General features: G+C 68.3%; 27 protein-coding genes and 1 tRNA gene. 2 read left to right on the top strand and 26 right to left on the bottom strand.

The window, feature by feature from the left end; translation table 11 throughout:
* Positions 1-28: 28 nt before the first annotated feature.
* The 26 genes from ACK8OX_RS16755 to ACK8OX_RS16630 all read right to left on the bottom strand — a co-directional run bounded on the left by ACK8OX_RS16755 (position 29) and on the right by ACK8OX_RS16630 (position 24,749).
* Positions 29-1,339: a hypothetical protein gene (locus tag ACK8OX_RS16755; protein ID WP_430665365.1), complete on the bottom strand. Its 1,311-nt coding sequence runs from the start codon at positions 1,337-1,339 to the stop codon at positions 29-31.
* Positions 1,339-4,938 (bottom strand): hypothetical protein, encoded by a 3,600-nt coding sequence (locus ACK8OX_RS16750; RefSeq protein WP_430665364.1) that lies wholly within the window; start codon positions 4,936-4,938, stop codon positions 1,339-1,341. Before ACK8OX_RS16750 ends, ACK8OX_RS16755 begins: the two co-directional genes overlap by 1 nt.
* Positions 4,939-5,002: 64 nt before the next feature.
* Positions 5,003-5,884, bottom strand: coding sequence for a hypothetical protein (locus ACK8OX_RS16745; protein ID WP_430665363.1), 882 nt, complete (start codon positions 5,882-5,884; stop codon positions 5,003-5,005).
* A gap of 33 nt (positions 5,885-5,917) precedes the next feature.
* The gene (locus ACK8OX_RS16740) at positions 5,918-7,501 is read right to left on the bottom strand and encodes a hypothetical protein (protein WP_430665362.1); all 1,584 of its coding nucleotides are present in this window, start codon (positions 7,499-7,501) and stop codon (positions 5,918-5,920) included.
* Between the two features lie 10 nt (positions 7,502-7,511).
* The gene (locus ACK8OX_RS16735) at positions 7,512-9,623 is read right to left on the bottom strand and encodes a phage minor head protein (RefSeq protein WP_430665361.1); all 2,112 of its coding nucleotides are present in this window, start codon (positions 9,621-9,623) and stop codon (positions 7,512-7,514) included.
* 54 nt (positions 9,624-9,677) lie between these two features.
* Entirely contained in the window at positions 9,678-9,905 is a 228-nt protein-coding gene (locus ACK8OX_RS16730; protein ID WP_430665360.1) for a hypothetical protein, read from the bottom strand.
* Between the two features lie 2 nt (positions 9,906-9,907).
* Complete coding sequence (locus tag ACK8OX_RS16725; protein ID WP_430665359.1) at positions 9,908-10,183, bottom strand: hypothetical protein; 276 nt, start codon at positions 10,181-10,183, stop codon at positions 9,908-9,910.
* An 8-nt stretch (positions 10,184-10,191) separates the two neighbouring features.
* A complete protein-coding gene (locus tag ACK8OX_RS16720) occupies positions 10,192-12,021 on the bottom strand; it encodes a phage head spike fiber domain-containing protein (protein WP_430665358.1) in 1,830 nt (609 codons plus the stop codon).
* Entirely contained in the window at positions 12,021-12,326 is a 306-nt protein-coding gene (locus ACK8OX_RS16715) for a hypothetical protein (protein ID WP_430665357.1), read from the bottom strand. Before ACK8OX_RS16715 ends, ACK8OX_RS16720 begins: the two co-directional genes overlap by 1 nt.
* A gap of 11 nt (positions 12,327-12,337) precedes the next feature.
* On the bottom strand, positions 12,338-14,305 hold the full coding sequence (locus tag ACK8OX_RS16710) for a hypothetical protein (RefSeq protein WP_430665356.1): 1,968 nt from the start codon (positions 14,303-14,305) through the stop codon (positions 12,338-12,340).
* A complete protein-coding gene (locus tag ACK8OX_RS16705; RefSeq protein WP_430665355.1) occupies positions 14,305-15,702 on the bottom strand; it encodes a hypothetical protein in 1,398 nt (465 codons plus the stop codon). The genes ACK8OX_RS16710 and ACK8OX_RS16705 overlap by 1 nt, the downstream gene beginning before the upstream one ends.
* Before the next feature lie 176 nt (positions 15,703-15,878).
* On the bottom strand, positions 15,879-17,510 hold the full coding sequence (locus ACK8OX_RS16700; RefSeq protein WP_430665354.1) for a phage portal protein: 1,632 nt from the start codon (positions 17,508-17,510) through the stop codon (positions 15,879-15,881).
* An 8-nt stretch (positions 17,511-17,518) separates the two neighbouring features.
* On the bottom strand, positions 17,519-17,770 hold the full coding sequence (locus ACK8OX_RS16695) for a hypothetical protein (protein ID WP_430665353.1): 252 nt from the start codon (positions 17,768-17,770) through the stop codon (positions 17,519-17,521).
* Positions 17,771-18,123: 353 nt separating this feature from the next.
* On the bottom strand, positions 18,124-18,576 hold the full coding sequence (locus ACK8OX_RS16690; protein ID WP_430665352.1) for a hypothetical protein: 453 nt from the start codon (positions 18,574-18,576) through the stop codon (positions 18,124-18,126).
* A gap of 322 nt (positions 18,577-18,898) precedes the next feature.
* Positions 18,899-19,105 carry a hypothetical protein gene (locus ACK8OX_RS16685; protein WP_430665351.1) on the bottom strand — a complete coding sequence of 69 codons (207 nt, stop codon included), beginning with the start codon at positions 19,103-19,105 and terminating at the stop codon, positions 18,899-18,901.
* A 110-nt stretch (positions 19,106-19,215) separates the two neighbouring features.
* Positions 19,216-19,289, bottom strand: a tRNA-Trp gene (locus tag ACK8OX_RS16680).
* A gap of 117 nt (positions 19,290-19,406) precedes the next feature.
* Entirely contained in the window at positions 19,407-19,625 is a 219-nt protein-coding gene (locus tag ACK8OX_RS16675) for a hypothetical protein (protein WP_430665350.1), read from the bottom strand.
* Complete coding sequence (locus tag ACK8OX_RS16670) at positions 19,625-19,939, bottom strand: hypothetical protein (protein WP_430665349.1); 315 nt, start codon at positions 19,937-19,939, stop codon at positions 19,625-19,627. The genes ACK8OX_RS16675 and ACK8OX_RS16670 overlap by 1 nt, the downstream gene beginning before the upstream one ends.
* Positions 19,940-20,018: 79 nt before the next feature.
* A complete protein-coding gene (gene terL, locus ACK8OX_RS16665; RefSeq protein ID WP_430665348.1) occupies positions 20,019-21,542 on the bottom strand; it encodes a phage terminase large subunit in 1,524 nt (507 codons plus the stop codon).
* A complete protein-coding gene (locus tag ACK8OX_RS16660) occupies positions 21,542-22,162 on the bottom strand; it encodes an outer membrane protein (RefSeq protein WP_430665347.1) in 621 nt (206 codons plus the stop codon). The genes terL and ACK8OX_RS16660 overlap by 1 nt, the downstream gene beginning before the upstream one ends.
* 214 nt (positions 22,163-22,376) lie before the next feature.
* On the bottom strand, positions 22,377-22,595 hold the full coding sequence (locus tag ACK8OX_RS16655; protein ID WP_430665346.1) for a hypothetical protein: 219 nt from the start codon (positions 22,593-22,595) through the stop codon (positions 22,377-22,379).
* Positions 22,596-22,615: 20 nt separating this feature from the next.
* A complete protein-coding gene (gene thyX, locus ACK8OX_RS16650; RefSeq protein ID WP_430665345.1) occupies positions 22,616-23,260 on the bottom strand; it encodes an FAD-dependent thymidylate synthase in 645 nt (214 codons plus the stop codon).
* A gap of 160 nt (positions 23,261-23,420) precedes the next feature.
* Positions 23,421-23,621, bottom strand: coding sequence for a hypothetical protein (locus tag ACK8OX_RS16645; protein ID WP_430665344.1), 201 nt, complete (start codon positions 23,619-23,621; stop codon positions 23,421-23,423).
* Complete coding sequence (locus ACK8OX_RS16640; protein ID WP_430665343.1) at positions 23,621-24,370, bottom strand: hypothetical protein; 750 nt, start codon at positions 24,368-24,370, stop codon at positions 23,621-23,623. The genes ACK8OX_RS16645 and ACK8OX_RS16640 overlap by 1 nt, the downstream gene beginning before the upstream one ends.
* Before the next feature lie 2 nt (positions 24,371-24,372).
* Positions 24,373-24,510, bottom strand: coding sequence for a hypothetical protein (locus ACK8OX_RS16635; RefSeq protein ID WP_430665342.1), 138 nt, complete (start codon positions 24,508-24,510; stop codon positions 24,373-24,375).
* Positions 24,510-24,749, bottom strand: coding sequence for a hypothetical protein (locus ACK8OX_RS16630; protein WP_430665341.1), 240 nt, complete (start codon positions 24,747-24,749; stop codon positions 24,510-24,512). Before ACK8OX_RS16630 ends, ACK8OX_RS16635 begins: the two co-directional genes overlap by 1 nt.
* Before the next feature lie 124 nt (positions 24,750-24,873).
* Between ACK8OX_RS16630 and ACK8OX_RS16625 the strand changes: the two genes are divergently transcribed.
* Both ACK8OX_RS16625 and ACK8OX_RS16620 read left to right on the top strand, forming a co-directional pair.
* Positions 24,874-25,176 (top strand): hypothetical protein, encoded by a 303-nt coding sequence (locus ACK8OX_RS16625; protein ID WP_430665340.1) that lies wholly within the window; start codon positions 24,874-24,876, stop codon positions 25,174-25,176.
* 86 nt (positions 25,177-25,262) lie between these two features.
* Entirely contained in the window at positions 25,263-25,433 is a 171-nt protein-coding gene (locus ACK8OX_RS16620; RefSeq protein WP_430665339.1) for a hypothetical protein, read from the top strand.
* Positions 25,434-25,507 lie beyond the last annotated feature (74 nt).

The raw sequence follows: 25,507 nt of genomic DNA, 5'->3' as shown, positions 1-25,507 counted from the left end.
GAGGTTGGACTGGCGGGCGCCACCCAGCTCATGCGAGGCGGCGACGGAGTTCGAGGTGCTGGCTCGGAGAGGCGAGGCCCTCCCGCACCATCCAGGCAAGGGCGAGGGTGTCGTCGTCCCACCCGGATTTCATCAGGCCAAGGAGCTTTCTCGCCGCCTTGATCTTCTGCCGGACGAGAACGCGCATCCGCCGGTGGTCGCTGACGGTCCGGACGACCCTCTTGGCGTCGAGCCCCGCCTTCGTCGAGTAGAGTTCGAGCGCCTCATCGAGGTTGGCGCCGGTGTTCCCGTCGCCATACATTCCCGGCGTGAGTGCGCCCGTCATCCGCTCGATGCGGGCGAGCGCCTGAAGGCCCCTCTCGACCACCATCGCTGCCTTACCGTCCAGCCCGAGCCCCCTGAACCGCCCGATCTCGGACGCCACCTCGCTCCTGATCGAGGCCGCGCGATCGCGAGCGACACCAACGGCCCGGCCAGCATCCTGGCGCAGGGCCTCGGCGCCGCCGCGAAGGCGCCGTTTCAGACGTTCGCGGACATGCTCGGCACGCGCATCGGAGGCGCTCTCCGCCGGCGTCCCGTCCCCGACGCGACCATCGCCATCGCCGTCGCGCCTCTTGCCTCCGAGCCCGATGAGCTTCTCCAGAGGCTCCTCGGAGAGGAAGTGCGCCTTCTGGATGCGGCGACGGGTGCGCGCCTGGTAGCGATCAAAGGCGCTGCCGACCCCGGCGCCAGACCAGTCGCCGGCGACAGACCCCGCCATGGAGGAGAGTGCCGCGCCACCGATCTTCACCGACCAATGCCGGCCAGCAAGGCGGGATCCGATTGCGGCCGCTGCGCCAAGGCCGCCGACAAGGCCGCCGCCAATGCGGCCGATCGTGCCGTAGGCCCCATCCCTCGGCTCGGTGTTCGACCTGATGCCGCGCGCCGCCTCGCTGCGCTCCGCGCGCCCCTGCATGTAGCCGCCGAGCGCCGTCGCTCCGGCGATGCCGGCCGCGAACCCCGGCAACCCCCAGCGGACACCGTGGCGAAGCTTCGCGCCAACCCCGCTCTTGATGCCCGACGCCGCCCTTGCCGCGCGCTCTCCGGCTGCCCGGAAATTGCCCGAGGAGAGGGAGCGCGAGATGCGGCCAAGCCGAAGCGGCGGCATCTTCGGGCCAAACTCGCGAGACTTCGGAACGAAGGCCTGGCGGAAGCCGAGACGGCCCAGCTCGAAGCCTCCGGCCGCGCCGGCAACGCCCGCAAAATAGGCGCCGGTCGGACGGTCCTGGCGCCTCTGGCGGGGCATCCCCGTCGCGGCCGCGTAGGTCGTCCCGCTCTTGATCCCGTCCGTGCGCGACATCAGAAGGGAATCCCGTCTGCGGGGGCGCTGAGCGCGCTGGAGCGACGCTCGCTCACTCGCGCCATGAGATCCGCGCTGGCCACAGCGTCGATCCAGCGACGGCGCTCGAAGACCTTGATGGCGCCGTTCATCGCCCGCAACTCTGCGTCGGTGGTCGGAACGGGGGAGTTCTCGATCGACGCCTTGATCGCCTCGACGATGCGGTCCGCGGCAGCGCGCTTCGCCGCGTCGTCACCCCTCTCGCGAGCCGAGCGGAAGTCCTTCGCCGCATTGCGGATGCGGTCCCCTCCCGGCATCGCGAGACTGACCACATTCGCAGTCTGCTCGACATCAAGGAGGGAGCCGCTGGCCGACTTGCCGTTCGGCATCTTGAACTCGACGCCGCCATTGGCGCGGCCGAGGAAGTCGAAGAAGTCGTCGTCCTTCAGCTTGCCGCCGTTCTGGCCCCTTGCGCGGTTCACATCGCCTGCGAGGGCGTCGTAGATCTGCTGGCCGGCCTGCTTGCCGACCTCGTTCAGGCCCTTGTCGTTGATCTCCCGACGGAAGACGACGCCGTAGTCGGCCTCGTCGCGCTTGTCGTAGGCGTCGGAGCGGTTGGCCGCCTGCTGGAGGAACTTCGAGATCTTCTCCGCGCCCTCCTTCGAGACGTTGATCTGCCCGCCGCCCTTGCCGCCGCCACCGCTGTTGGGCGCCCGCCAGACGGTGCCGGGGACAGCGTAGTTGAGCTTCGGATCGGCGACGTTGTCGTTGGGGAAGGTGATGCCGCCCAGGAGGAGGCGGCGAGACTGATCGGCGGGGTCGCGGTAGTGGAAGTTGATCGAGACCTCGCCCTTGTCGCTCGTCGCGACGTCGTAGCGGAGGTCGGTTTTTGCCCTCGCCGTGGCGAGACCGCCGCCAGAGATGATGCCGGCGGCCACGCGACCGATGCGCCCCCAGAGCGGCTTGCCGACGCCGGTGATGTTGCCCTCAGCGTCGCGGGTGAACCTTCCGGCCTTGTCGCGCTCGATCCGGAAGAAGGCGCGCTTGCCGGCGTTCTTGATCTGCACCTTGGCGCGCCCGAGGGCTGCGCTGAAGCCACCCGCCGATTCGCCCCTTGCGCGACGATTCGGGGAGATGCCGAACACCCGCATCGCGGCCCTCGCCTCGTCGCCAAGGCCGCGCAGGGCGCGCCGCATCGGAGAGGATGTGGACCTCGCGCGCGAGAGGATGCGGGAGGAGATGAGGCCGTCCGTTGCGGCGACGCTGTCGCTGACCATGCGCCGCGAGATCCGGGACTTGCGGCGGGCATCCCACGCGGCCTGGGCGGCTTCCCGCCGCTGCCGGATGGCGAGGGAGGCCGTCTTGGCCTCCTGCGTGTGCGGGCGGGTCAGGCGGCCCGCGGCGGAGGTGTAGACGGACTCCAGGCGGTCATAGGCGCCCGATTCCATGAATGCCCGAAGATCCTCGTCGGCGATCGACCTGATTGCAGAGGCGGGGACCTTGCCGGACTTCGTTCGAGGCGCGGTTGCGAGCCACTCCTTCGCCTCCTCGCGGAGGGCGACGAGGCCATCGACGCGACCCTCGTGCTCCTGCACGATCCGGTCGAGGAACTTGTCAGCCCGTCGCCTCTCGCCGACCTCGCCAAGAAGGCGTGACTTCAGACCCGGCATCTCGGCACGGACAGAGGCGATCTCGGCCTCGACAGCATCCAGCAACGGGCGCTTCTCGGAGAGCTTCCCGGCGATCTCATCAAGCCTCGACTTGACGTTCGGCGTCGGATCGCTGCCGGCGGCCTCGCGAAGAACCTTCTCGTTCCTGACGAGATCATCGATCTCCTTCTTCAGGGCCTCGTAGGACTTCTTCCGCGTCTCGCCCGCATCCCGGAAGGCCTGCGGAGTGACCCAGGACGAGATCTCGCCGCCCGGAGTGAGGCCGCCCCCCTTGGGAGAGGCGCGGCGCGCGATCCACTCCCATTCGCCCGCCGCATTGATGGCGTCCTGGGCGGCGATCGCGCGGTTCGCCTCAGCCTCGAAGCGGCCGGCGTTGCGCTCCAGCATGGAGCGCACAGCGCCCTCGACGCTCGTCTTCTCCTTCGCGTTGGCGAAGGCCTTGCCCCAATCGGACACGGCCTTGGCCTCGTTCTTCTCGATGTCGGCGAGGCGCTTGTATGCCCGCTGCGTCATCTTGCGGACGCCGTAGCGGGTGATGGCGACACCTCCGGCCGCGCCGGCGAGCGCGCCAAGCGTCGCGCCTGTGCCAACCACGAGGACGGCCTTCGCCTTCGAGGTGAAGCGGCCACTCTCGTCGCGATAGGGGTTGCCGCGCCTCGCGTTGACGGCAGCAGCCGCGCCCCCGCCAATTGCCGCGCCGCCGAGACCAAGGGCAGCAAGGCCGGCCGCCTCGATGCGGCCGCCTGGGACGCGCGCGAGCATGGCGCGGCCAGCGGCGCGCTTCTGTAGGGCCGAACCGTCAACCTTCGTCGCGCGACGGCGATCGAGGTCGCGATTGAAGGCGTAGAGACCGAGCCCCGTCCCCACGGCCAGACCCGGCACGCGCAGGACGCCGCGAACCGATCGCATGCCGGGCCGGGTCGCATCGAGCGCGCGGCCGCGAGAGACGGCGTGGCGGATGCCGGAGGCGATCAGGCCGGGGCGGCTGGAGCGCATTGCGCGCTTCGCGCCGGTCTTGGCGCCGAGATAGGCGTCGTTGGCGGTGTTGATCGCGCGACGGAACCGCTTGCTTCCAGCCATCAAGGTCGCGGTCACGGGGGAGAGCGCGACGCCGCCAAGCTTGCGTCCGACAAAGCCGTAGATCCCGCCCGTCACGGCGGCGCCAGCCACGGCGCCAGCGCCGTTTCCGCGGTCCGCGGCCTTGCGCAACTCACCAAAGGTCCGCGGCTTGATGGGCGGGCTCGCCTTGGCGAGACGGGAGAGGTGCTCCTCGACGCGACGCATGCCGCGCATGTGGCGCTCGACGACACCGCCGCCCGGAACCCCTGCGCCGCGCTCCCAGGCCTTCTTCAGGTCACCAAGGCGCGTCCGCTGATGCGCGGCCGGATAGGCCTCGTTGTGGGAGGCCACCCGGCCGCGAAGCTCATCGATCAGCTCGGCGTCGATGCTTGGCCCGTCGGGGAAGTGCCGCTCCTCGACCGAGCCGTCGGCCTTCAGCATCTGGAAGGTGGCGGAGGGAACGCAGGGGCGGTCGACGATCGACACCTCGGACAGTCGCGGCGCGTAGCGGGTGAGCGTCGGGCGGTCGGGGTCCGTCCACTTCCTCGCATAGGCGCCACCAATCGACAGGCCGGTGTATGCGCCCGTCTTGCACATCTGCCAGATCTGCTCGTCGTCAACCTTGATTGCGACGTCGATGGCGCGCTCGTCCGGCTTCACCATCACATCGATGATGCGGCCCGCGACGCGCGGCTGGTGCATCACCCGGACATTGCCGAGCGACTTCCCACCGGAGGCCGCCTTCATCTCCGCGGACCACTGCTGGAAGGCCGTCACGGCCGCGTCGAAGTCGATGACTTCGCCTGAGCGGTCCGGCTCCTCGCAGAGGGCGCGCGCATGGATGACGCGCTCCTCCTCGTGGACCTTGGCAAGGCGGGCGAACAGCTCCATGCGAGACGTTCCTCCCGACAGACACACAGATATGTGATTCAGTGGCGCGACTATGCGCCCCGGCCTACTTCCGGCGAGACGCGTAGAGGGCGCCGCCGCCGCCAAGAATGCCGGTTCCGATCGCCGCAGCCGGCGCGCGCCGGCCAACCTCGGCCCCGATCCTCCCGCCGCGCTTCGCGCCACGGAAGAATCCACGCGGCTGGCGGCCACCAAGGGCGCCGATCGCACCACCAACGCGCCGGCCGACATCGGCGCCGGCCCGAGCGCCCGCCGCCGAGGCTCGGGAGGCGAGCGACCCGGCGCGCGCGCCAACTGCGCGGCTGAACGCGCCGGCGGACTGCATCGCGCCGCGCACCGCGCCGATGAACTTCTTCAGGTCCTCGTCGCCGCGCTCAAGCCAGGCATCCGCCATCGCGTCGGCCTTGTGCATCGCCTCGCCGGCCGCGCCGTCGAGCTTCTCCGCCTCGGCCATGTAGCGGTCGACAAGCTCCAACTCCTCGTCGGAGAGGTCGGCGATGGCGTCGTAGAACTCCTCGGGCAGGTCCTCGGCCTCGATCTCCTCGGCCTCGATCTCGGCCAGCAGCTCGGCGACCTCGTCGTCGGAGAGGCCCTCAAGCCACTCGTCGATCTCCGCCTCCGTGGGCTCGCCGTCGGCATCGGCGCCCTCCTCGCCGGCATCGGCATCGGCGACGTCAGCATCGTTCTTCAGGAGGCCGACCGCCTCTGCGGCCGCCTTCCGGAGGTCGGCATCCTCCTCGCTGGCGAGCCATTCGGCCGCGACGTCCTCTCGGGCGCCATCCGGCAGCGACTTGATGTTCGCGGCCGCCACGATGAGGGCGTTCGCCTTGAACATCGCATTGCTGCGCCGGGATTCGGGGAGCGCCTCGATCACGCCCGCCATCTTCGCCAGCGCCTCGTCGGCGGTGGCCACCTTCACGTCACTCATGTGGTCCTCCTGGGTGTGGCCCGCCGGGCGATGTCAGCCCTTGTTGGCGAAGTCGCGCTGCCAGATCTGGCTGTCGCGCACGCGGCGATGGCCGCGCGAGTAGGTGTGCGGGGCGGTCAGGGCGCGCCCCGCGATCGCGCCGGCAATGGCGCCACCGGCTGCCTGGCCGCTCCGCGCCCCGATAGCGGCGCCAGCGGCCGCCCCGCCGAGGGTGCTCGCCGTCCCGAGCAGCGTGTTGTTCGTGAGCCCGCCGATGTTGCGCTCGAATCGGCCCTTGAGGTCCTTCGGCGTCCTCTTCGGCGACCCACCGAGCTTCGAGCGCAACGCGTGCGCGTTCGCGCCGTGCTGGGCGCCCATCACCGCCCCAAGCGCGGTCCCGATCGGCGGCATGAAGAAGCCCGCGCCAGTTCCATGCGCCACCGCGCCGCTGATCGCGCCGCCGCCGCCCGCGCGTCCGATCTCGCCGTATCGCTCATGGATGCGCCGTCGGGCCTCCTTGCGAAGCTCCCCGCCGATCTCGCCCTTGCTGAGGCCAGCCCATCGCATGCGGCCAATGTCGGATTTACGCATGACGCCCGTCTCCGCCTCATCGAACTTGTTGGCCGCCTTTGCGCGCTCCCTGTCGCGCATCTTGAATCCCTCGCTCTGATTGAGCGCGCCGAGACCGGCGCCAAGGGCGGCGCCGGTCGCCATGGCGCCAGCCACGCCAGCTCTCGTCTTTGCGCCAGATCGTGCAGCCTGATGGGCTCCGAGAAGTGAGCCCGTTGCGCCCAGGTAGACGCCGGCCGACACCAGGGCGCGCCTGCGGGACGCCTCGTCCGCGGGCAGGAAGTTGTCTCGGGTGTCGTGATAGCTGGAATGCGCGCCAGCCGCCCCCGCAATCGCGGCGCCGCCCAGGGTCGCCGCCGCCAGCGGGCGCGCCTTCATGCGGGAGATCGACGACGTGAAGCTGTTGGAGAACACGCCTTCGGCAATCCTGCGGCGCATGGCAGACCTGACCGCGGCCTGCTCAAGCCCGAAACCCCCGGCATCGCCAGCCACCCCCGAAGCGAGATCCAGGCGGATACCGCCACCGCCGCGGCGCGCCTCAGCGATTGCGTCGCGGACGCGCTCGCTGACCTGCGCGGCCGGGCTCCCCGAGCGCGCCGATCGCTTGCGGCTGGCTACGCGGTCATAGGCGGCGCGGGCGTCGATCTCGGCCTGCTTCATGTCGCCGCCCCTATTAGCGGCCTCCTCCATAATCTTGCGCCGCGCGGCCTCTGCCTTGGCGTCTGAGGGGCCGGCCGGCGCGCTCTCTCGAAGGCCGGAGCGGGCCTTGGCTCCCGCGCGCTTGACGCTCTCGCGAAACGACTTGTCTCTGCGCAGAGAGAAGGCGGCCAGCTTTCGCCCGACCGTTCCCCGCCCGAGAGGGGATCGGCCGTCGGCACCGCGGTCTGCGATGGCGGCGGCGGTAAAGCCGGCTGCGCCGCCTATGGCGGCGCCCGACAGCGCGCCGAAGCCGCCCATGACCGCCCCCGCGGTGTTGCCGGCATAGCGCTTCCAGCGCGCCTTGGCCGCCTCGCGGCGCTGCTGACGCTCAGCCTCGCTGAGCGGGGATCCGGCTGCTCGCTTCTTCATGGTGCCCCCCTTAGACGGCTTCTGCCATCAGGTTTGTGATGCGCCCCCGGCGAGGCGTAAGTCTGATCTGCAAAGTGCAGCGGCAGTTCACGGTCTCACCCGCCGGGGCCTCGGGGTCGTGCGGGTGACGTATCGCCACCCCGTTCGGCAGCACGAAGGCCGCATCAATGCCGGTCACCGTCTTGCCGTGCAGGCCGCGATGGCTGTCGCGCGTGCGGTCGTCGCCGGTGGCGAGCCAGGTCTTCTCGACCTGGAGGTTGAAGGCGTCAGACGCCTCCCGTGCCGCGGCGATCCCGCCGAGATTCGACGCGCGCAGCCCCTCCGTGCGGGCGATCGTCGTGGCCCGCAGCGCGATGTAGCGTCGCTGATAGGCCTCGACCATCGCATCGACCCGCTCGCGGGGGATGGGCTCATCCGAAGCGAGAGAGCGGATGACGCTCCGGTCGTATCTCCTGTCGCGCAACTCACGACCGAGCGCCCGCCTCCGCACCATCACATCGGCGCTCTCCAGCTCCGCGCGATAGTTGGCCACGGCCTGTGCCTGGTAGGCGGTGAGGCCGACCGTGTCCCGGATGCGCCGGGAGATCGCCTCCGGCCCCGCGCCCTGCGCCATCATCGTGGTGAGCGTGCGCCTGATCGTCTCGCGCTGCCCCTCCTCGATCTGGCGAATGAGATCGAGGCGATAGGCCTCAAGATGCGTGAAAACCCGCGGCTCGATGAGGTCGAACGAGACCGCGATCGTCGGATCGCCGGAGACCGCGTGGCGTGCCCCGCCGATGAAGGGGCGGCCCAGCGGATCGAGTGCCTCGCGCAGCTTGTCGCGATAGCGGGTGTCGGAATCGCTGGGGTTGGCGCGAAGGCGATCGATGATCTCGGCGGCCCGCTCGCGAAGGCTGAGGAAGGCTCTGGTGAGGCGCCCGGCGACCGGACCGACGCCAACCGATCCATCCGGCGGGGCGATCTTCGAGAGGGCGTCCGACTTGCTGAGGGCGTAGGCGCCGGCCCCGCCGATGGCCGCCCCGGTTGCCGCAGCGATGAGGCGACCCCTGCGGCTCGGAAAGCGCGTCAGGACGCGGGAGGAGAGGCGCCGGATCCTCTCCTCGGTGCGGGCAGCCCGGACCTCCGGGGCGTGACGCATCTCGGCGACCCGCTTGATGCGGGAGACGGCGCGCTCGGACCTTGCCCTCAGGCGGATCGCCTTGCGATCAAGGTCGCTGAGGACGGCGCGCCGGATGCGGTCGAGGTTCTTCCCATCGATGCTGGGCGGGACGCGCTGGGTGGTGGCCTCTCGCTTGAACTTCGCCCCGACGTCCCCCGACATCGGGATGACGACCTTGCGCGTCGTCCTGACGCGCCCCCTTGCCGCTCTCCTGAGCCAGGCATTGAGGGCGTCCTGCCTCATCTCATCGGCCGCCTCCTTTGAGGCCGCCTCGGAGATGAGGGCGCGGTCAACCTCAGAGAGGTGGGGCGCCGCGTCATTCGACGCATCGAAGTCGAGCGAGCGGCGGACGGTGCGCGTCCAGGCCTCGGATCGGCGCTGCGCCTCGGTCTCGGCGCGGCGAACGCGGCGCGGCTTGCGGGCCAATTCGAGGTCTCGACGTCTTCCCGCAAGCTTCGCCTCGCGCACCTGGGACGCGATCTCGGCATCGATGTCGCGGACGACGGGCGCCCCATCGGGGGCCGCCTCGCGGTTTCGCAGCCTGAAGGAGCGCTCGCGCATCTCCTGGCGCTGGATCTGCTCGATCCTGCGCGGAACCACCCACTCCACGGAGGCCCTTGCCCTGCGGGAGGCGATGTCGTCGAGGGTGCGCCGCGTCGCGGACTTGATGCTGTCGATGCTCTGCTGAAGTCGCGCTTCGTCCGCGGAGTTGCGGACGGCGTCATCTCGCCGCATGCGGGCCGCGCGAGCGATGAGGGCGTCGCGGTTGCCGGCCCTCGTGAGGGCGACCGCTGCGCGCTCCGCGGCGACGCCGCCCGCCACCGCTCCCGCGACGGAGGCGCCGGCTTCGCGGGCCTTCCGCCAGCGCGAGCGCGCCGCCTCTCGGCGTTGCTCTATCTGCGCATCCGACAGGCGCTTCTGGACGCAATCGTGGCTGCTGACTTCGTCAAGTGCCAGATCCACAGGAGAATGCAAGTCGGACTTGGCGGATTCCGCGTGCGACACAGTCTGTCCCCTCTATTCGGAAGCCAAGATCGGCACCGCGTCCTCGCAGGAAATCCAGATCCTGGCGCCGCAGTCGAGGGGCTTGTGGGGGGAGTAGACGACCCTCGCAGGCCCGATGATCTCGACCTCGTGGGCGTAGGTCCTCTTCCGGCCGCGGCGGATGATGAGGGGTGGATCGTTGGTGCCGCTCTTCGTGTTGCGCGCGACCGTCTGGCGGTTCACATGCACGATGGCGCCCATGGCTAGAACTGGCTCCCCGCAAGTCCGGCCACGATGGCCGGATCCGCCTCGTCCATATCGTCCGGGCGCGCGATCGGCGTCGTGCCGGAGACTTGCACGAAGGCGAACATCGCCTTCGTCTTCGAGACATTCCAGCGCCTCGCCGGCTCGCCTGGCGGGGGAAGAATACCGGCAAGACGCGGATCTCGCTCGATCTCCGCCTTGCGCGCGTCCGCGATCTCGGCTGAGCCCTCGAAGCCGCGCATCGCGCGGAGGATGGAATCGGATGATTCGCTCATGGATGTCCCTAGATAGATGCTGTGCGCGCCGGGAGATCGCTCTCGGCAAATGGTCGCTGGAAGATGGAGGCCCGATCAATCTCCGCAAAAAGCGGCGCGCTGTTACCTGATGCGTTGCCGATCTGGAGCGTCGTGAGCCCAGCGGTTGGGCCGCCGCCGGTCCCCGCCACAGGACCGCCGTTCGAGCAGACGGCCACCCTTCCGCTCCCGTCGATCGACATGCCGACGCTGTTTGGAAGCCCAAAATTGAGGGGGTTGATGGTGTTCGATGCCGAGGCGTTCGCGGCCGCTCTCAGATAGATAGAGGATCCGAGATTGAGCATCGCGAATCGGTTGACGTTGCTTCCATCGTCAATCTGCACATACCACTGATTGGACCCAGCCGCCTGCGGTGTTAGCCGCATAAGGATCGCGCAGGCGCCATCCGGTCCGATCCCGAGGGCGGACAGCGATGCATTGATGAGGTCGGCGGAGCGGGTGCTTGATGCCAGCGTGCCGGGCATCGGGAGAATTGGGGTGGACGCGAACGTCCCCAACTCCAACTGCGGCCAACCGACTGTCAGCTCAGCATCCGCCGCCGCGCTCGCGGTCCACCGCACCACATGCCGCGCAAAGGCAGCAGAGGCCGGCGCGACCGCCGTGAACGACCATCTCGCCTGACCCAGACGGGCCGTCGTCGGCGTAAAAGGGAAGGATGTCTGCGCGAGGGAGGCGCCAGCCGAGTCGAACCACTGAATTTCGCAAGAGAAAGCGAGACCAGCCAGCGATCCCGCGCTCAGCCGCGCGAAGAATGACGCCGTATAAGACGAGCCCGCCGTAACGGGCATCGCAACGGTCCCAGCCGCGTCGAACCGCTGATCCGCATTGCCGGCCGTGGCGAACTGAAACCTGACGGGGACACCTGTGATCCCGTCCTCATTCACATACGCGCCGTAGATCCGCGTGAGGTTGCCGCCCGGAACGGCGGTCGCCCAATGTGTCGGCTGGGTGCCGGGATTGCCTGGCACCAACCCCTCCGCGCGGGGGTTCCTCACGCCATTCGTTCGCTGCCCCTCGACAAGAAGGGCGCCGGAACTGGATGCGGCGTAGGCGACACTTGAGCCCGGCACGCCGACGGGAGGGAGGGAGACCGCACCCTCGGATGCGGCGGGCTCAAGCTGCGGCCAGCCAATGAAGATGGAGAACGTCACCGCGGTCCCGGCAGGGATCGAATCGGTCGCGACGGAGGCGCGGACCCGCGTGACGCCCGTGTTGTTCAGGGTGCGCGTGTGAACCCGCCGGAGAAGGGATGCTCGGGTCGCGTCGATGCCCGCGCTGCTCGACGCAAGGAGAGACAGCGCAGAGTTCTCCTCGACGACCTCCAGCCGGAGGCCCGTAACGGGCGCGCTTTCGATGTCCACCTGGATCCAGGCGCTGGCGGTCCAGACCTGCCCAGGGGAGGCCATTGCGCGCCCGCTGTCGAGCACGAAGGTCATACCGCCCGCCGTCGTGACGGTGCCTGTCACGGAGATCAGGACACCGCCCACGCCGGAGCGCGTGACGCGGCTGTAGGTGGCGGAGAGCCCGGCGGGGAGGGCTGTCACCCAATTCGTTGGCGCTGTCGCCCCGCTCGCCCCCTCGGCGCGCGGATTCCGGAGCCGGTTGACGCCGACCACGACGCCGCCCCGCCACCGCGGCTGGTCGCCGCCAACCATCTGCCAGGTGCCCGCCGAATCAAGGAAGGTCGAGAGGGTGTTCACCTGGGACCTGGTTGCCGAGATGCCGACCGGAATGACACCGTTGGCCAACTCCGCGACCGGACGGGTCCTCGCTCGCCGCCTCGCGAGGAAGGGCAGCATCAGGAGACCTCGACGATGCTGAGCGTCCCATCGACGGAGTGTCGCCGCGTCGCGACGCACACGGGGCCGGAGGGCACCCCCACATACTCAACGATCCCCGCCGGGAGGAAGAACCCACCCGACGACGCATCGGCGCCAACCCCGATGACCACCCAGCAGTCGGAGGTGGACACAAGGCGGATGATGCTTGCGCCTGCCGTCAGGACGGCGCTCTGCGTGCTCGATGCCCCGATCGCGACCGAGCGCATCGTGCCGAACGAGAAAACCTGTGCGATTCGGCCAAGCGAATCCTGTGCGAGCGGCATGGTAAATCCCCTCAGGTTGCGAATTTGGTGATGGCCGCCCTCATGACGGCAGACAGGAGCCGGCGCCGCGTTGGCGTCTCGCCGGACGCGCCCCTGATCTTGTCGGCGCGGCCGCGCGCCGCGCGCAGCGCGCCCGCCATCGCGGTCACCGGCGGTGAGGCATCGGCGATCATGTGACCAAGCTTCGAGCCGGCCGATCCCATGACGACGGATCGCCGGAAGAGCTTCCGCATCGGCTCGCCGATCTCGTCGAGAATGTGCCCCACAAGGCGCTCCTCGCTTGCTGTGAGAGCGATGTGGCCGCTGTCGAACTTGATGGCCCTACCAACGGGGCGCGCAAAGGTGGTGACGAGACGATAGATCCTGGAGCCCTCCTCGGGCCTGGCCAGGACAACGATCTGGTCGAAGTCCCTGGTGTATGGCGTAACGAGGGTGATCTTCGTCTCGCTGGAGCCAGAAAACATCTCCCTCGCACCGTCGATCGCGTCAGGAAGTCGGTTCAGAATGTTGCGGATATTCGCCTGAAGGGCGGACTTGCGTCTCGCCTGGAGCGCTGCCTGATCGGCGCGCGGATCATGGGTGTGGCCGGGAAACTGCCCGTCTCGGTCCTTAACCCTGCTCTGAAGGGTGTGAAGGATGCCGTATCCCTCGTTTCCGAAGCCGATCTCGATAGGTCCGTGTTTCGATTCGAAGATGAATGATCCCGATCGCTTCTGGGCGATGTAGGTAAGCGCCGCCTTCGCCTCACTCGGACTCTTGGTGGAGAAGCGCTGGCCGCCGCGCATTCTCCCGTGAACGGATTCAATGATCTTCGCCTGTCTGCTGTCTGCCGCCCTCTCTCCGCGGGTTCCATCTCCGACCCTTCCGTCTCCGTCGCCATCCCGAACCCTAAGTCCGGACGCATCTTTCCGGAGGGCGATTCCGCCTCGGCGCGCCAGAAGCGCCTGGCCTGCGGCGGTCATGTCAGCCTTCTCGACCGCGCGCGTGCGGTAGTTCGAGCCTGATCGCCTCGCCGCAAGCCAGTCGCTCTCTGTGACGTTTCGCGACGACCCGGCCCACGACGTCTTGACGCCATCCGCGTGATCGAACCGGCTGATCCGAACGCGGGTCTTGCCCTCGCCCGTCCTGCCGTAGCCATAGACGATGTTGGTGGGCTCTCGGCCATCAGGCGATTTACCCCGGAGGTAGCGGCCGATGTTGTCGATGTCGGGCGTGCTCGGCACGGTATCGACGGGGTGGTTGTGGTAGATTCGCCCGATCCTGCCGAGGGCGGCCTGACGCTCCAGGAAATCCATGTCCTCGGGGGCGCCGACACCGAAGGCGCCACCACGCACCTCGCGGGTGACGCGTCCGTCGCGGTCGGTGACAACCATCCTCTCCCGCGCGCGCAGAGAATCCCTGGCAAACTGGCGCCGAAGTTGCTTGCCGGTCGGCTTCTTGCCCACGGAAACGGGGTTGGTGACGACGTCTCTCAGATGTGCCGGGATGTCGCGCGCATGACGCAGGATCTCGCGTGCGCCGATGGTGCTCGTGCCCCGCGTCAGATCGCTGCCAGCCCCGGCGTTGAGCGCCTTCATGCCGCCCCACAGGAGGGCGTGGCGACCGACAAGCCCCGCGGCCTTCATTCCAGCGGCAACGCCGGCAACCCCCAGCGCCGCTCCGGCGGCCCGCTCCCGGTCGCTGCTGCCCCGGCCTACGCCATATCCCGCACCAAGACCAAGGAGCGATCCCGCGGCGGCGCCGCCAATGCCGGATGACATGGCCTGCTGCGTCGGAAGGGCGCTCGCCTGGTAGGGCGCGATGAGCCCCCGGCGCAGCGCATGTTCGGCAAGCCTCTTGCCGGCGGCGCGGCCACGCATCGCGGCAAAACCGCCGACAGCGCCCGCCCCGATCGCGGCGCCGAGCGCCTTTCGGCTGCGCCGCCCCTCGGCCTCATTTCGAATGCCGTCGCCGTCGCCGTCCCGCCCGACCCTCGCCATCACAGCATCTCCCGGAGGTGGCTTGGGCCGGGGGCGCGCTTGGCAAGCACGGATGCCACGCCCCCTTCGGCCCCCCTGGGGCGACGCAGATCGGCGCTTTTGAGGAGAACGCGATCGGCAAGACGGTCAGCGCTCGCCAGCTCGATCGCGTCACTGAGGTCGTCGAGCCAGCGGGCGTCACGCACGACCGGCGCGTCGGACTTGATGAACTGGTTGTTGGTGGGCCTCGGTGGGCGAACCCGCCCCTCCCCCGTCATGCGATTGATCTTCTGCTGGCCAGTCTTCTTGTCGATGAAGGGGACGCCGAACTCACTCCTGTAGGGAGCCTGCATCCCCTTGAACTCGCCGGAGGTGAGGTCGCTCTTCATGCGGCGCGTCGTGTAGCGGATGAAGTTCTCCAACGGGGCATAGGTCGCCCTGTCGCTGTCGGAGAGCTTGTAGTCATACTCGATGAGGTAGGCATCGTTCATCGCGATCGCCGTCGCGTGGCGGTAGGCGCGCTTGATGTCGGAGATCGGCGTTCCCTCGGGGATGATGGCCCGACCCCGCCGGTCCGGCTCCATCGCGCGCTCGATCACGTCCGCCCGGATGCTGTTGGCGTAGGACTGCACGCGGCGGAGGTTGTCGAAATGCGCGTCGTGACCGATCGCCTTCGGGATGTGCTGCTTGAAGCGGCGCACCCCCTCTTCGCTGAGGATCGGCGAGGCGTCAGCCGCGTAGCGCAGCCCCTCGGCCTTGTCGCGCATCTTCTGGGCGGCCATCTCGGCAACGAAGTCGCCCTGCCCCGCACTCTGCCGGCGCGCGGCCGCGGCCTCCAGCCTGTCGGCGGCGCTGGTCAGCCTCTCGGGTGCCGGCGGATTGCGCTTGGCCCAGATGTTCTGCACGACGCCGGGCGGGGTGCGCTTCGGGCCGTTATCCATCGTGCTCCAAGAGGCTTGGCGGAAGGACGGCGCGCCGTCTGCGCCCTTGCTGTCCGCGCCCCTGCCGGGGATGTCCTTGAAGCGGCCGCGGTCGTCCCGCTGCACCTGGCTCTCCTGGAACTTGCGCAGGAGACGCTGTCCTAGCGTCATGTCGTTCTTCTCCACGCGCCGCCTCGGCGGCTTGATTTCGCGACTACTCTGAAACTCAAGAACGGACGGATCGAAGATCACCATTTCGGCGGGGCGCTTGCGCCGCGCCCATATGTCGCTTGGCGCGAAGTTCTCAGCCGCATGAATGCCGGCGAGCCTGGCCGCGATGAGGTGCCTGCCCTCGATGCGCGTCAGATCTTCATCGCGCCCGCCAGTGATGAGTAGCCACTCCGGAGTCTTGTAGCGGGCTACCTTCGCGTCTTCTCGCAGCCGGTAGATCGAGAGCGCGCCGGGCTTGCTCAGTGGCTCCCCGGTTTTGGCATTCACGCGCCCGTAGAACTCCGCCTCCCTGCGATATGGAGACGTGAAGACGGCGCCATATTCTCTAGGTATTGGCGACGGGTCTGGCTCAGGGGCGCCGCGATAGACGGTTCTGGCAGCATTCGCCCATCGCGCCTTAGCGGCCTCCACGCGCTGGCGGCGCTGCGCCTCGCTTAGGCCGCTCATGGATAGTCAGGCCCGTGGAGGCGGCGCTCGGCGTCGCGGAGGACGGCGGCCACCTTCGGGTGGACCTTTGCCCGGCGCGCCCTGTCTGCGGCGCGCGCCAATCCCCTCGCCCGCGCCTCTGCCTCGTCAGGCAGCATCTCCGGCGGATCGAAGGAGTCATCCTCATCGCCCTCGATACCGGCCGCCTCCGCCGCCTCGGGCGGAATGCCGGCAAGCGGATCGCCGCCCATCATCGAGGGATCGCCGCCCATCATGGGGTCTGGCATCGGCAGGCTCGACTGGCCGGAGGCCTTCGCCCTGGCGATGTCTTCGAGGAAGATCATGCCCATCGGTCCCTGTCCGTAGAGGGCAGGCCCGATGCCGACGGGATCGGCGCCGAGCGAGATGCGCCACTCATCGAGGCTCTTGGCGCCGTGCTGCACATAGAGAAGGTCGAGATTGGCCTGCTCCAGCGGCTTGAGCTGACGGAAGTCCTCCCAGACGAACTCGATGTCGTCGCGCTTGAAGATGCGGCGAATCAGCTCGTCCATCAGGTCCTTGACCCACTCCATCAGGGGCTGAAGGCCGTCCTCGATGGCGCTGTCGTAGGCCGTCTCCGCCGTGGAGCGGTTCTGCATCTTCACGAAGGGCAGCGGCGGTAGGCTGAAGCAGTAGCAGATGATCCGCGCCAGCCACTCGTCGAACTGGTCGAGAAGGCCCTGCTCGGAGCGGGTGAACTGAACCGCGATGCCGCCGGGGACGAACTTGGCGTGGCGGCGCTGCGCGATGTTGCCCTCCAGGAGGGTGTCCCAATACATCTGGAAGTCGCGGATCTGGTCCGGCGTCCACTCCGGCGGCACGCCGATGATCGCCTCGGGGATGTTGCCCTCCGTGAAGAAGGAGAGCTGGCTGATCTGGCGGCGGATCGCGATGTTGACGGTCGTGATGACCTGCTCGACGGGGCTGAGGCCGTAGAGCTTGTGGGCGCGCGGGTTGCGCGGACGGTAGATCAGCTCCTCGCGCGTGAACTCGCTTGCCGGCAGCCCCTTAAGGACCTGCTGGTAGGCGGGAGCCGGCGGAAGCGGCGTGCGGCCGGTCTCGTCGATGATGCGGCGAATGGTCGCGCCATCGAGGATCTCGGCTCCGTAGACGCCGCCACCCCTGTCTGGCCTGAGGTAGATCGCCGGCGCGTCGATGACGAAGATCTCCTCCAGGAGGAGGCGCATCCAGGTCGCCCAGGTATGTTCCTTGTCGGGCGACCGGAAGAACTTCTCGATCTCCTCGCAGACCGCGTCCGCCTTCGGTCGGATCTGTCCGCCAAAGGGCTTGCGATACTGCGCGCCCCAGCGGAGCTTCGACATCTGGTCCTTGCGGGTCTCGATCACGAGGCGGAGGAGGTCGAAGTTGTCGGCGAGCCCGCGCAGCACCTCGAAGGTGACCGGCTCATGAGCGCGGGGCTTCGAGGTGAGGTTGTATCCGGTGGCGTAGTCGAATGCGCGCCCGCGCGTCTCTGGCGCAACGGGCTGGACGGGCCTCCCTGGGCCGAACCACCCCTGCAAGGGGTCGAGCGACTGCTGCATCTGCTTGCCGGAAATGCGATCGGCCACCCCCTGCGGGATGGCCGTTTCCTTACCGCCGCTGGGTGGCATGGCGTTCCTCATCCGATCCCGAGGCGGCGCTGCAACTCATAGCCGCCGAGAAGGTATCTTTGATCGTCGATCCGCTGGGCCGCGCGCGCCCACCCGTCGCGACCAACGTCCACGCCGACGATGGTCGCCGCGATCCTTCGGTCGCGCGGCAACGCGTCGTGCTCCCGCATCATCCTCATCGACAGGCGCTTCTGCGCCTCGATCAGGGACGTGTCCGTCTCTGCGGGCTCGCTGACGCCCGCGGTCTTCTTCCGCCTCATGTCGGTCTCTCTCCGCTTGGGTGTGCGCCCACAGGTCCTCGGCGACCAGCACGGGGTCGATGCGTCGGTCCGTCCACCAGGCCGCCTCATCGCCCCTCCTGTGGAGGGAGCGGTGGCACTCATCGCAGGCGGGGATCGTCCACTGATCGCCCGCCTTCAGGCCTCGCGCCTTTGGCTGGACGTGGGTGAGGTGATGGGCCTGGCTTGATGGACCCCTGCCGCACGGGAGACAGCGCAGGGACCGCACGAACTGAAGGTGAAGGCGCGAGCGGTGTCGCCGAGGCTTCTCGATCACGACACCGCCCGCGCGCGGCCGGGAACAACGGGGGGGATGTGCCCCCGGCCGATGGGGATCATCCGAGGATGTCAGCGACGCCGCCGGCGGGAAGCCTCACGGAGGCGCCTGGGGCGTCTGCAAAAAGGCGGATGCTCTCGGTGGGGGCGGCCGGCCCGGCGTCGAGGGTTCGGGCCTCCTTGCTGAGGGAGACCATCTCGAAGGAGACAATGCTGGCTAGGATCTGGTGCCACGTCCTGCGATTGAGCGGTCCATCGGAGAGGTCGCGGCCCCGACAGTGGCGTTCGCCCGCCCGCGGCTTGCGGGAGGAGCCCTGGCATCCGAGGTAGCCCTCGCGGCCATCCGAGATGGCGACGATCTGGTAGCGGTTGGTGTCGGTGTAGAGGCGCACCACAAGGCGCGCCGCCTCAGGCCCGATGCCGCTCGTCGATCCCCTCTCAACGACCTCGATATTGCTGCCGAAGCGCGAGAGGTCGGAGAGCATGTCGATGAAGTCTTCGATCCTGGCCATAACGGCCTCCTCTGTCCGGAATGCGCCGGCCCGCCGCCCCCCTATGGGGAGACACACATATATGTGCTGTCTCGGCAGGTAAAGACAAGCTGACCGCCGGGATTGAGGCGCATCTTGATGTGGGCAAGCCAATCGGCGTCGCGCAGGTCGTTGCAGGGGGTTGCGACCACGACGAGATCGAAGCTGTGGCCGGTGACGGCTGAGTGCATCCGGATGACGGACCACCCCGGCATGGCGCGCCGAAGGGATGCTGCGGCCTCCTCGCCGGCCACGACAATGGCGTTCCGCTCACTCCACGAGCGCCCACGGCTGAGGGCGGGCATCAGGCCGACTTCGCCGCGCGCTTCACGAGGAGGCGGAAGCGCCCATCCTCGCCGCGCCGGTTGGCCATGATGATGGCGCCCTCATTTGCGGCCTCTCGCGCATGGGAGACGCCGACCACGGCGCCAGGGACGCTCTCCCAGACGGCATTGCGCGGATTGCGCACGGCGATCTCAACGAATCGATCGCGGGGGATGGTGCCGATCACTGCCTGGTAGGCGGGGCGGCGGATGCGAGGTCCCATGTGGCGTCCTGTGATCCGGTCATGAAAAAGCCCCAGCGCCGGTCAGGCGCTGGGGCGGGTGCGGTGATGTGTGCTGGCAGGAGCCCAAGGAATCGAACCCTGATCGTCGGTTTTGGAGACCGAAGCTCTACCGTTGAGCTAAGCCCCCACAGGGTCTGGCGGGCGCATTCGAGCCGGGGACGCCTGAGCGCCCACTGCGCGGCTCCAACGCCAGATCCCCACCAGAGGAATTACACATAATAATGTGTTGGCGGCCTCGCAAGGCCTAGGCGTTGCCGATTTGGGGGCTGATCTCGGCCCCTGTCATGTCCGGCCTCAGGCGGTCGAGGCGGGTGACGCGATCCTCGGGTGCGAGCCCAACGCCGCCGTCGTGGGAGAAGCGGATGAAGCGGCGGCGCTCACTGTCCTGGAGGGTCGCGAGGCGCGTGGCGAGGACGGGCGGCACAAGACCGTCGGGCCACACGAGGATCGTGGAGTGGGACATCAGGCAGCCTCCTCGTTGATCTCTTCGAGGCCAGTCGCGTCGCGGTGGCGGGCGGGCATGGCGTTCATCATGATCCCGGCAATCGCGCCGATGACATCGGTGGGCTCGCAGCCGAGCGCCTCAGACATGAGGGCGGCCTCCTCGGTGAGGACCGCCATCGCATGCCAGATCATCTCTGCGCTCGTGGTGGGACCGGCGCCCTCAGCGATCGCGCCGGAGATCTCATTGAGGGCCTGGAGACTCGGCCGCATGGCTGCGATCTGCCGCGCCAGGTCGCCGGAATCGAATGGTTTCGTGGTGCAATACTGACACATTGGAAATGTCCAGGAGGGGCTCTCTGGGCGGAGCTTTCAACGATCACGACTTCGTTAGTATATGAACGAAGAGGCGGGGCTATGGCAGCGCCGAATTCGCGCCCTGGGCGAAAAAATCGATTAGACCCGTCGTGTTTGTGGTGAGGGCGGAGAGCGCTCCGGCGGTTGCATCGACATCATCATCATGGGCGCCATTCGGGAACATTTGGAGAACAGAAAGGTAGTCGGCATTCCAGCCGCGATCAACCAGAGATACGTTTCCGACCTCCACCTGGGCCGCGAAGGGCATCGCGCGGCTCACCTTGTCGCCCGTCTCCCTCTCACCGAAGACCGGCCAGCCCGACAGGACGCCCGTCGCGAGGTGGTGGTAGTGCGCCTTGCCCGCCGCGCCGGGGTCGATGGGGAGGCGAATCCGCACCCTCTTGCCGTCGCGCTCCGCCGTGGCGCGGATCGCGCGCTCAACCTCCGCCGGCCCTGCGCGCAGCTTCACCACGTCCACGACATAGAATCGCTTCGTCGATCGGCTGCGCCCCATGAGGACGCCGACCGTCCAGTCCGGGTCGGATTTCTGGATCTTCGCTTCGGTGGCCGCGAGGTCCCAGGAGCGGACAAGCGAGAGATCGTCCGGCGCGGCCGGCGCAAGACCGATCATATGGGTGCGGATGACGCCGCCCTCGCGCGGCACCGGGCGCTGCTGGAGCTGCCCCGCGGCAGCGTAGCTGTGCCAGCCGCCAAACGAATCAGCGAGAAGGTCGAGCGCCTCGCGGCCATAACCCGCCACGTTCAGCGCCTCGCCCGGCTCCTTGCGGGGGTCACGCGGATGCGCTTGGGGGTGGTCGGGCTCGTAGAGAGCCGGCAGGACGAGGTGGCGCCAGCCCTTCTTGATGCAGGCCCCGGCGCAGTCCCTCTCGTGAACCCGCTGCTGGATGACCGCCTTGGCGCCGGAGAGCTGGTTGTTGAGACGCGACGGCATCGCCTCGAACCAGAAGCTGAGGGCGGCCTCACGGTCGGCGCTGCTCTCGCCCTGGGCGACGTTGTGCGGGTCGTCGAAGAGGAGGAAGTCGGCGCCCTCCCCCGTGACGCCCGAGGCCGGGGAACAGGACCAGCGGTGGCCGCCAGCCGTGTTGCGGTAGTAGAGCTTGTTGTCCTGGTCGAACTGGATCTCGACCGCCGGCCACCGCTCCCGATACCACGGCGTCTTGATGAGGGTGCGCGCCTTCACCGCGTCGCGGGAGGCAAGCTTCAGGTCGTAGGAGGCGGTGATGAACTTCGCCGTCGGATCCCAGGTCCAGACCCAGGCGGGGAAGAGCACCGAGATGAGAAGCGACTTCGCGTGACGGGGAGGGATGGCAATGACCAGCTCCCGCGCGCGTCGGCAGGCGACCTCGTGCATCTCGGCGCAGATGAGGTCGATGTGCCAGTTCGGGATGAAGGGCGCCGGATCGACGTAGCGCCAGGCCATCTCGACGAAGTGGCGAAAGCTCCTTGCGCCGAGCGCAGCCTCGATCTGCACCCGCTGGCCCCTCGCCAGCGAAATCACCCGATCAGCGCGCTCCATGCCGGTGCGGAGCGCGTCGCGCAACGCCTGTCGCTCATCGCCCATCACGGCCTCCACACAAGCGCCGTCGAGGCGCGCCAGCGGACCTGCCACTCCACATCCACCGGACCGAGATCGCGCCTCGTCCTGTCGAAGACGAAGTCGCCGCGAAGCGAGACGCGCGGCGCGAGCGCGATCTCCGCGCCCACCCCGATCTGCGGGTGCCACAGGAGACGGGAACTCCCCACGCCATCGATGACGTAGCGCACGCTCGCGACAGAGACGCCGGCCGTGGCGTAGATCGCAGCGTCGTCGCGCACGCTGTAGCCAAGGCGAAGATGGGCGCCGGCCTCGGCGCGGTTACTCACGACATACTCGCGGCCAGCGAACTGCACGATCGTCGAGGGGTAGGGTTCCGCGGGGAGGAATCCAAAGACATCGATGCCGTAGAAGACACCGCCGGGAACGGCGCGCGAGACGCCGGCGTAGAGACCGGGGAGGATCGTGTTGCCGCTGACGTCGTTGATCTGGCCAGCCGCACCCCGGCCCGCCTCCGCGAAGCGGACCGTGGCGCCGGACTGCATGTGGCCAATAGCGGGACCGATAAAGGCGCCGCTGAGCGGCTGGGCACCCGCCGCGCCGGAGAGGGCGACGGCGAGGGGCGCCGCGATGAGGTGTCGTCTCATGTCGTCTCCATCTCCGCTGCCTCGCTCTCGACCATGGCGCAGGGCTCACAGGCAGACCCGAGGCCAAGGATGTCGATGAGCATCCGCGCCCGCGTCTCGCAGCCAACGGTGACCACCCTCGCCCCGAGTGGGTTGTCGCGCATCTCAAGGTCGGCACCGGTGGCCACCAGCCAGAGTCCACGCGTGCGCGGATGCCGCCCGCGAACGCCCCAGGTCACTCCGCCGCCCCCGACGAGCCCGCGGCGAGGCCGGCCGCAAACCCCGTCCGGTAGGCATCGGCCTCCCCCATCGTCATGTCGCCAATCTCGGCCTTCGATGCGCCCGCGGTGAGGCGGGCAATCTCCTTGCGGAGGCGTCGGATCTCCTCGAAGGCGTCCTCGAATTCCGCCCAGCCGGGCTCCATGAGGTTCGGATTGCCGATCTGCGCGCCCATGCGCTCAAGGATGTCGGGGATCACGACCTAGCCCTCTCCCAGGCAAGGGAGGTCACCGGAAAGACCTCCTTGATGATCTCCCAGACGCCCTCAGCGACCCCGACATGTTCGGCCTGCGTGCCGTTGCCGCGACGCAGCTCGCAGTAGAAGAGCCAGTCCCGGAGGTAGCCGTTGAAATACATCCGCGTCGGCGTCAGCCCCTCGGGCAGGACGGCGCGCGAGACCTCCCTCGCCATGCCGCGGTCAAGCCACTTGCCGTAGATCCGCTGGCTCGCCTCCCAGATCTCGCGCTGGTCGGCCTCCCACTCGGCGGCGACCTCGGGGTCGTCCCAATCGATGCTCTTCTGGCGGTTGGAGGGGTCAGCCAGACGCGCCTCGCGCAGCTCGGGCTCGCCTCCGAGCTTTCGGACGTCGGCGTATCGCTGGCTGAACTCCTGGACACGCATCGCGTGACGAAGCATCTGGCGGCCGATGTCGCGCGGGAGGTTCACCTCGACACAGAGGTTGACCATCTCGAAGGGCGACCAGTGGCGGTTCCGGATGAGGAACTGGATGAGGCGGTCGGCGGTCTCGTGGCGGGCCTGGTTCTCCGGCGCCGAGACCCGCGCGAGATAGGCGATCATCCTGTCGGCGTCGGGCGTTACCCAGACGAGCTTCACTGTCATGGCGGGGTTCCCTTGGAACCCCATAAATATGTGTTTTGCTCGATGCCGTTAAGACCGCCCCCGCATCACCCAAGGTCATTCAACCAAGGGGTCATGAAAACCGGGGTTTTCCCGCATCTAGGCCAGGAATTCATCAACCATGGATGGCGAGCCCGCACCCCTACGGGTCGATCTCCCGAGCGCCCTCCCAGCCGTGGTCATTCGCCCACTTCATGGCCTCGTCCTCGGTGGCGAGGCCGGTCACCCCGATCACCCTTCGCGTTCTCGGGTGCGTCGCGATGCATCCATAAGCGCCGGTGCGGTTGTCCACGAAGACGCTCCAGCCATTGACGCGCGCAAAGATCGTTCTGACGAGAATCATCACACCTCCTCGCCGGGCGGCATTGGCGGCCCCTTGCGCGCCTCCTCGCCGTCGAGCGCCCTGTTGACGGCAGCAAGGGCCGCGAGCTGCTCGGTGCTGAGCTTGCCGACATCAATCGAGCCCGTCACCTCGCTGCGGATCGGCCCGCCGTCGGCGCCGGTGACCTGCACCTTCGTCTTTGCCTCGCGATCCATGCCAAGCGCGGTGCGGACGACCTTCTGGAGGCTCTCATCGACGCTGGCGATCGAGCGGATGAGGGCCGGGATGTTCGTCCCCGTCCCCATCATCAGGACGGGCGCCACCTGCGAGGCGCGGTCCATATCCCCGCTCACCGCCTCCTGCACGAGGAAGACGAGGCGGTTGCGGAGCTTCTTGAGGTCGTCGGCGCGCGAGAGGGTGGCAAGGTTCTCGGTGGCCCGCCTCTCGGCCATCTGCTCGACGATGGCCTCCTCGATGAGGCCAAACGGGTTTCGGACGGCCTCCTCGGACCCCCTACCCTCTCCTGGGGTCCGATCGCCCCTCTCGGACCGCCCAATGTCCGAGGGTTCGGACTCGGCGCCAAGGATCTTCCTCGCGGTCCTCGCATCGACCGCATCGCCGAGGTCGCGCAGCCACCCCTCTCTGGCCGCGCGTTTGCGGATGGCCTTCTCGTCGACGCCATATTTCTTGCCCAGCTCATTCGTGCTGAACGAGCCGGTTCGCCACTCGGCCTTGAGGGAGGCCCACTGCTCGGGCGTGAGACGCGCCACGGCTAGTCCTCCCGCTCCGCGCCGCCGGTCTCCCGAGGGCGGGGCGCGCTGATGATCGCCTCCAGGAGGCGGCGGATGGAGACCACCTCGTCGTAGACGGTGCGGAGGTCGATCAGGGGGACTTCGGTGGGCTGTGGCATCACTCGGCACCCCTTGCGCACGGCGAGACCTGGTGGCCGCCCCAGCTAACGCCGACGGGTGGGCTGATCGGGCCTGCCTCGATGAGATCGGTGAGGGTCTCAACGGCCTGGATGACAAGCTCCCCCGCCGCCTCGGCGCCGGAGAGGCGCGCACGAAGGCCCTCGATCGTTGCCTCGGCCGCGTCGAGGCGGGATTGGAGGCCTCTCACCTGTAGGATCAGATCAGCGACGTCATCCATGGATGAACACCCTAAAGTTGAATAAAAATGCCATAAATCTGCATTTTTATGTTGCAACAGCACATATATGTGGTATTGTTACGTTGTTGGGCAAGTCATGCCCAGCGTCCATGAGGGAAAAAGCATGAGCAACCACACGCTCGTCATCGACGGCGCCGCGCCCATTCGCCTGCGCCGTCGGGAGTGGCACCCGTCCAGCCTCAACATCATCGTGGCGCTGACTTCCGCAAGGAAGTTCGCCAGGGCGACGAAGAGGGTCAGGCGGACCCCGCCGAGGGCCGCGCGAGGCCCACGCGGCACCCCCACAGGGGCCGAGCGCGACGCGGCACTCCAGGACTTCCTCAGGGAGACCTACTGGCACCGCCACTACATCGGCTCCGCGGCCTGCCGCGCGATGGCAAGGCGGCTCTGCCTCAAGATCGCATAGCCAACCAGCCCCAGATCGGGGCCGGCCTCCCGGAGGATTCTCTTCGGTTGAAAAGCACACAATAATGTGCGAAAGGAAATCATTCGATGGACGACTTCATCGAAGTGTTGACCTCGGCGCCCCTCTCCGGGCGGGGCTCCGGCCCCCTTGAGTGGGTCTTCGAGGCCGTCCCCGACCACCTCATCGGCCCGGCCCTCGCGGTTGCGGCCGTGGCGATGGCCGGCGCCGCGCTCGTCTACCACGCCTTCTGGGGGTAGCGAGCCACCCAGGCCTGCAAGGGCCTGGGCCTTCCGCATCGAGAGGTGCGGCTGAGAAACACATGAATGTGTGA

This window comes from Falsiroseomonas sp. CW058, from assembly GCF_050563535.1.
Classification (GTDB): Bacteria; Pseudomonadota; Alphaproteobacteria; order Acetobacterales; family Acetobacteraceae; genus Falsiroseomonas.
Note: the sequence above shows the minus strand (reverse complement) of the source record. Positions and strands in the feature narration are given on the sequence as shown.

Excerpts from the sequence above, each read along its gene's own strand:
- ACK8OX_RS16755 (WP_430665365.1), bottom strand. The coding sequence starts at position 1,339 with ATGTCGCGCACGGACGGGATCAAGAGCGGGACGACCTACGCGGCCGCG.
- ACK8OX_RS16750 (WP_430665364.1), bottom strand. The coding sequence starts at position 4,938 with ATGGAGCTGTTCGCCCGCCTTGCCAAGGTCCACGAGGAGGAGCGCGTC.
- ACK8OX_RS16745 (WP_430665363.1), bottom strand. The coding sequence starts at position 5,884 with ATGAGTGACGTGAAGGTGGCCACCGCCGACGAGGCGCTGGCGAAGATG.
- ACK8OX_RS16740 (WP_430665362.1), bottom strand. The coding sequence starts at position 7,501 with ATGAAGAAGCGAGCAGCCGGATCCCCGCTCAGCGAGGCTGAGCGTCAG.
- ACK8OX_RS16730 (WP_430665360.1), bottom strand. The coding sequence starts at position 9,905 with ATGGGCGCCATCGTGCATGTGAACCGCCAGACGGTCGCGCGCAACACG.
- ACK8OX_RS16725 (WP_430665359.1), bottom strand. The coding sequence starts at position 10,183 with ATGAGCGAATCATCCGATTCCATCCTCCGCGCGATGCGCGGCTTCGAG.
- ACK8OX_RS16720 (WP_430665358.1), bottom strand. The coding sequence starts at position 12,021 with ATGCTGCCCTTCCTCGCGAGGCGGCGAGCGAGGACCCGTCCGGTCGCG.
- ACK8OX_RS16715 (WP_430665357.1), bottom strand. The coding sequence starts at position 12,326 with ATGCCGCTCGCACAGGATTCGCTTGGCCGAATCGCACAGGTTTTCTCG.
- ACK8OX_RS16710 (WP_430665356.1), bottom strand. The coding sequence starts at position 14,305 with ATGGCGAGGGTCGGGCGGGACGGCGACGGCGACGGCATTCGAAATGAG.
- ACK8OX_RS16700 (WP_430665354.1), bottom strand. The coding sequence starts at position 17,510 with ATGCCACCCAGCGGCGGTAAGGAAACGGCCATCCCGCAGGGGGTGGCC.
- ACK8OX_RS16695 (WP_430665353.1), bottom strand. The coding sequence starts at position 17,770 with ATGAGGCGGAAGAAGACCGCGGGCGTCAGCGAGCCCGCAGAGACGGAC.
- ACK8OX_RS16690 (WP_430665352.1), bottom strand. The coding sequence starts at position 18,576 with ATGGCCAGGATCGAAGACTTCATCGACATGCTCTCCGACCTCTCGCGC.
- ACK8OX_RS16675 (WP_430665350.1), bottom strand. The coding sequence starts at position 19,625 with ATGTCCCACTCCACGATCCTCGTGTGGCCCGACGGTCTTGTGCCGCCC.
- ACK8OX_RS16670 (WP_430665349.1), bottom strand. The coding sequence starts at position 19,939 with ATGTGTCAGTATTGCACCACGAAACCATTCGATTCCGGCGACCTGGCG.
- terL (WP_430665348.1), bottom strand. The coding sequence starts at position 21,542 with ATGGGCGATGAGCGACAGGCGTTGCGCGACGCGCTCCGCACCGGCATG.
- ACK8OX_RS16660 (WP_430665347.1), bottom strand. The coding sequence starts at position 22,162 with ATGAGACGACACCTCATCGCGGCGCCCCTCGCCGTCGCCCTCTCCGGC.
- ACK8OX_RS16655 (WP_430665346.1), bottom strand. The coding sequence starts at position 22,595 with ATGGGCGCGCAGATCGGCAATCCGAACCTCATGGAGCCCGGCTGGGCG.
- thyX (WP_430665345.1), bottom strand. The coding sequence starts at position 23,260 with ATGACAGTGAAGCTCGTCTGGGTAACGCCCGACGCCGACAGGATGATC.
- ACK8OX_RS16645 (WP_430665344.1), bottom strand. The coding sequence starts at position 23,621 with ATGATTCTCGTCAGAACGATCTTTGCGCGCGTCAATGGCTGGAGCGTC.
- ACK8OX_RS16635 (WP_430665342.1), bottom strand. The coding sequence starts at position 24,510 with ATGCCACAGCCCACCGAAGTCCCCCTGATCGACCTCCGCACCGTCTAC.
- ACK8OX_RS16630 (WP_430665341.1), bottom strand. The coding sequence starts at position 24,749 with ATGGATGACGTCGCTGATCTGATCCTACAGGTGAGAGGCCTCCAATCC.
- ACK8OX_RS16625 (WP_430665340.1), top strand. The coding sequence starts at position 24,874 with ATGAGCAACCACACGCTCGTCATCGACGGCGCCGCGCCCATTCGCCTG.
- ACK8OX_RS16620 (WP_430665339.1), top strand. The coding sequence starts at position 25,263 with ATGGACGACTTCATCGAAGTGTTGACCTCGGCGCCCCTCTCCGGGCGG.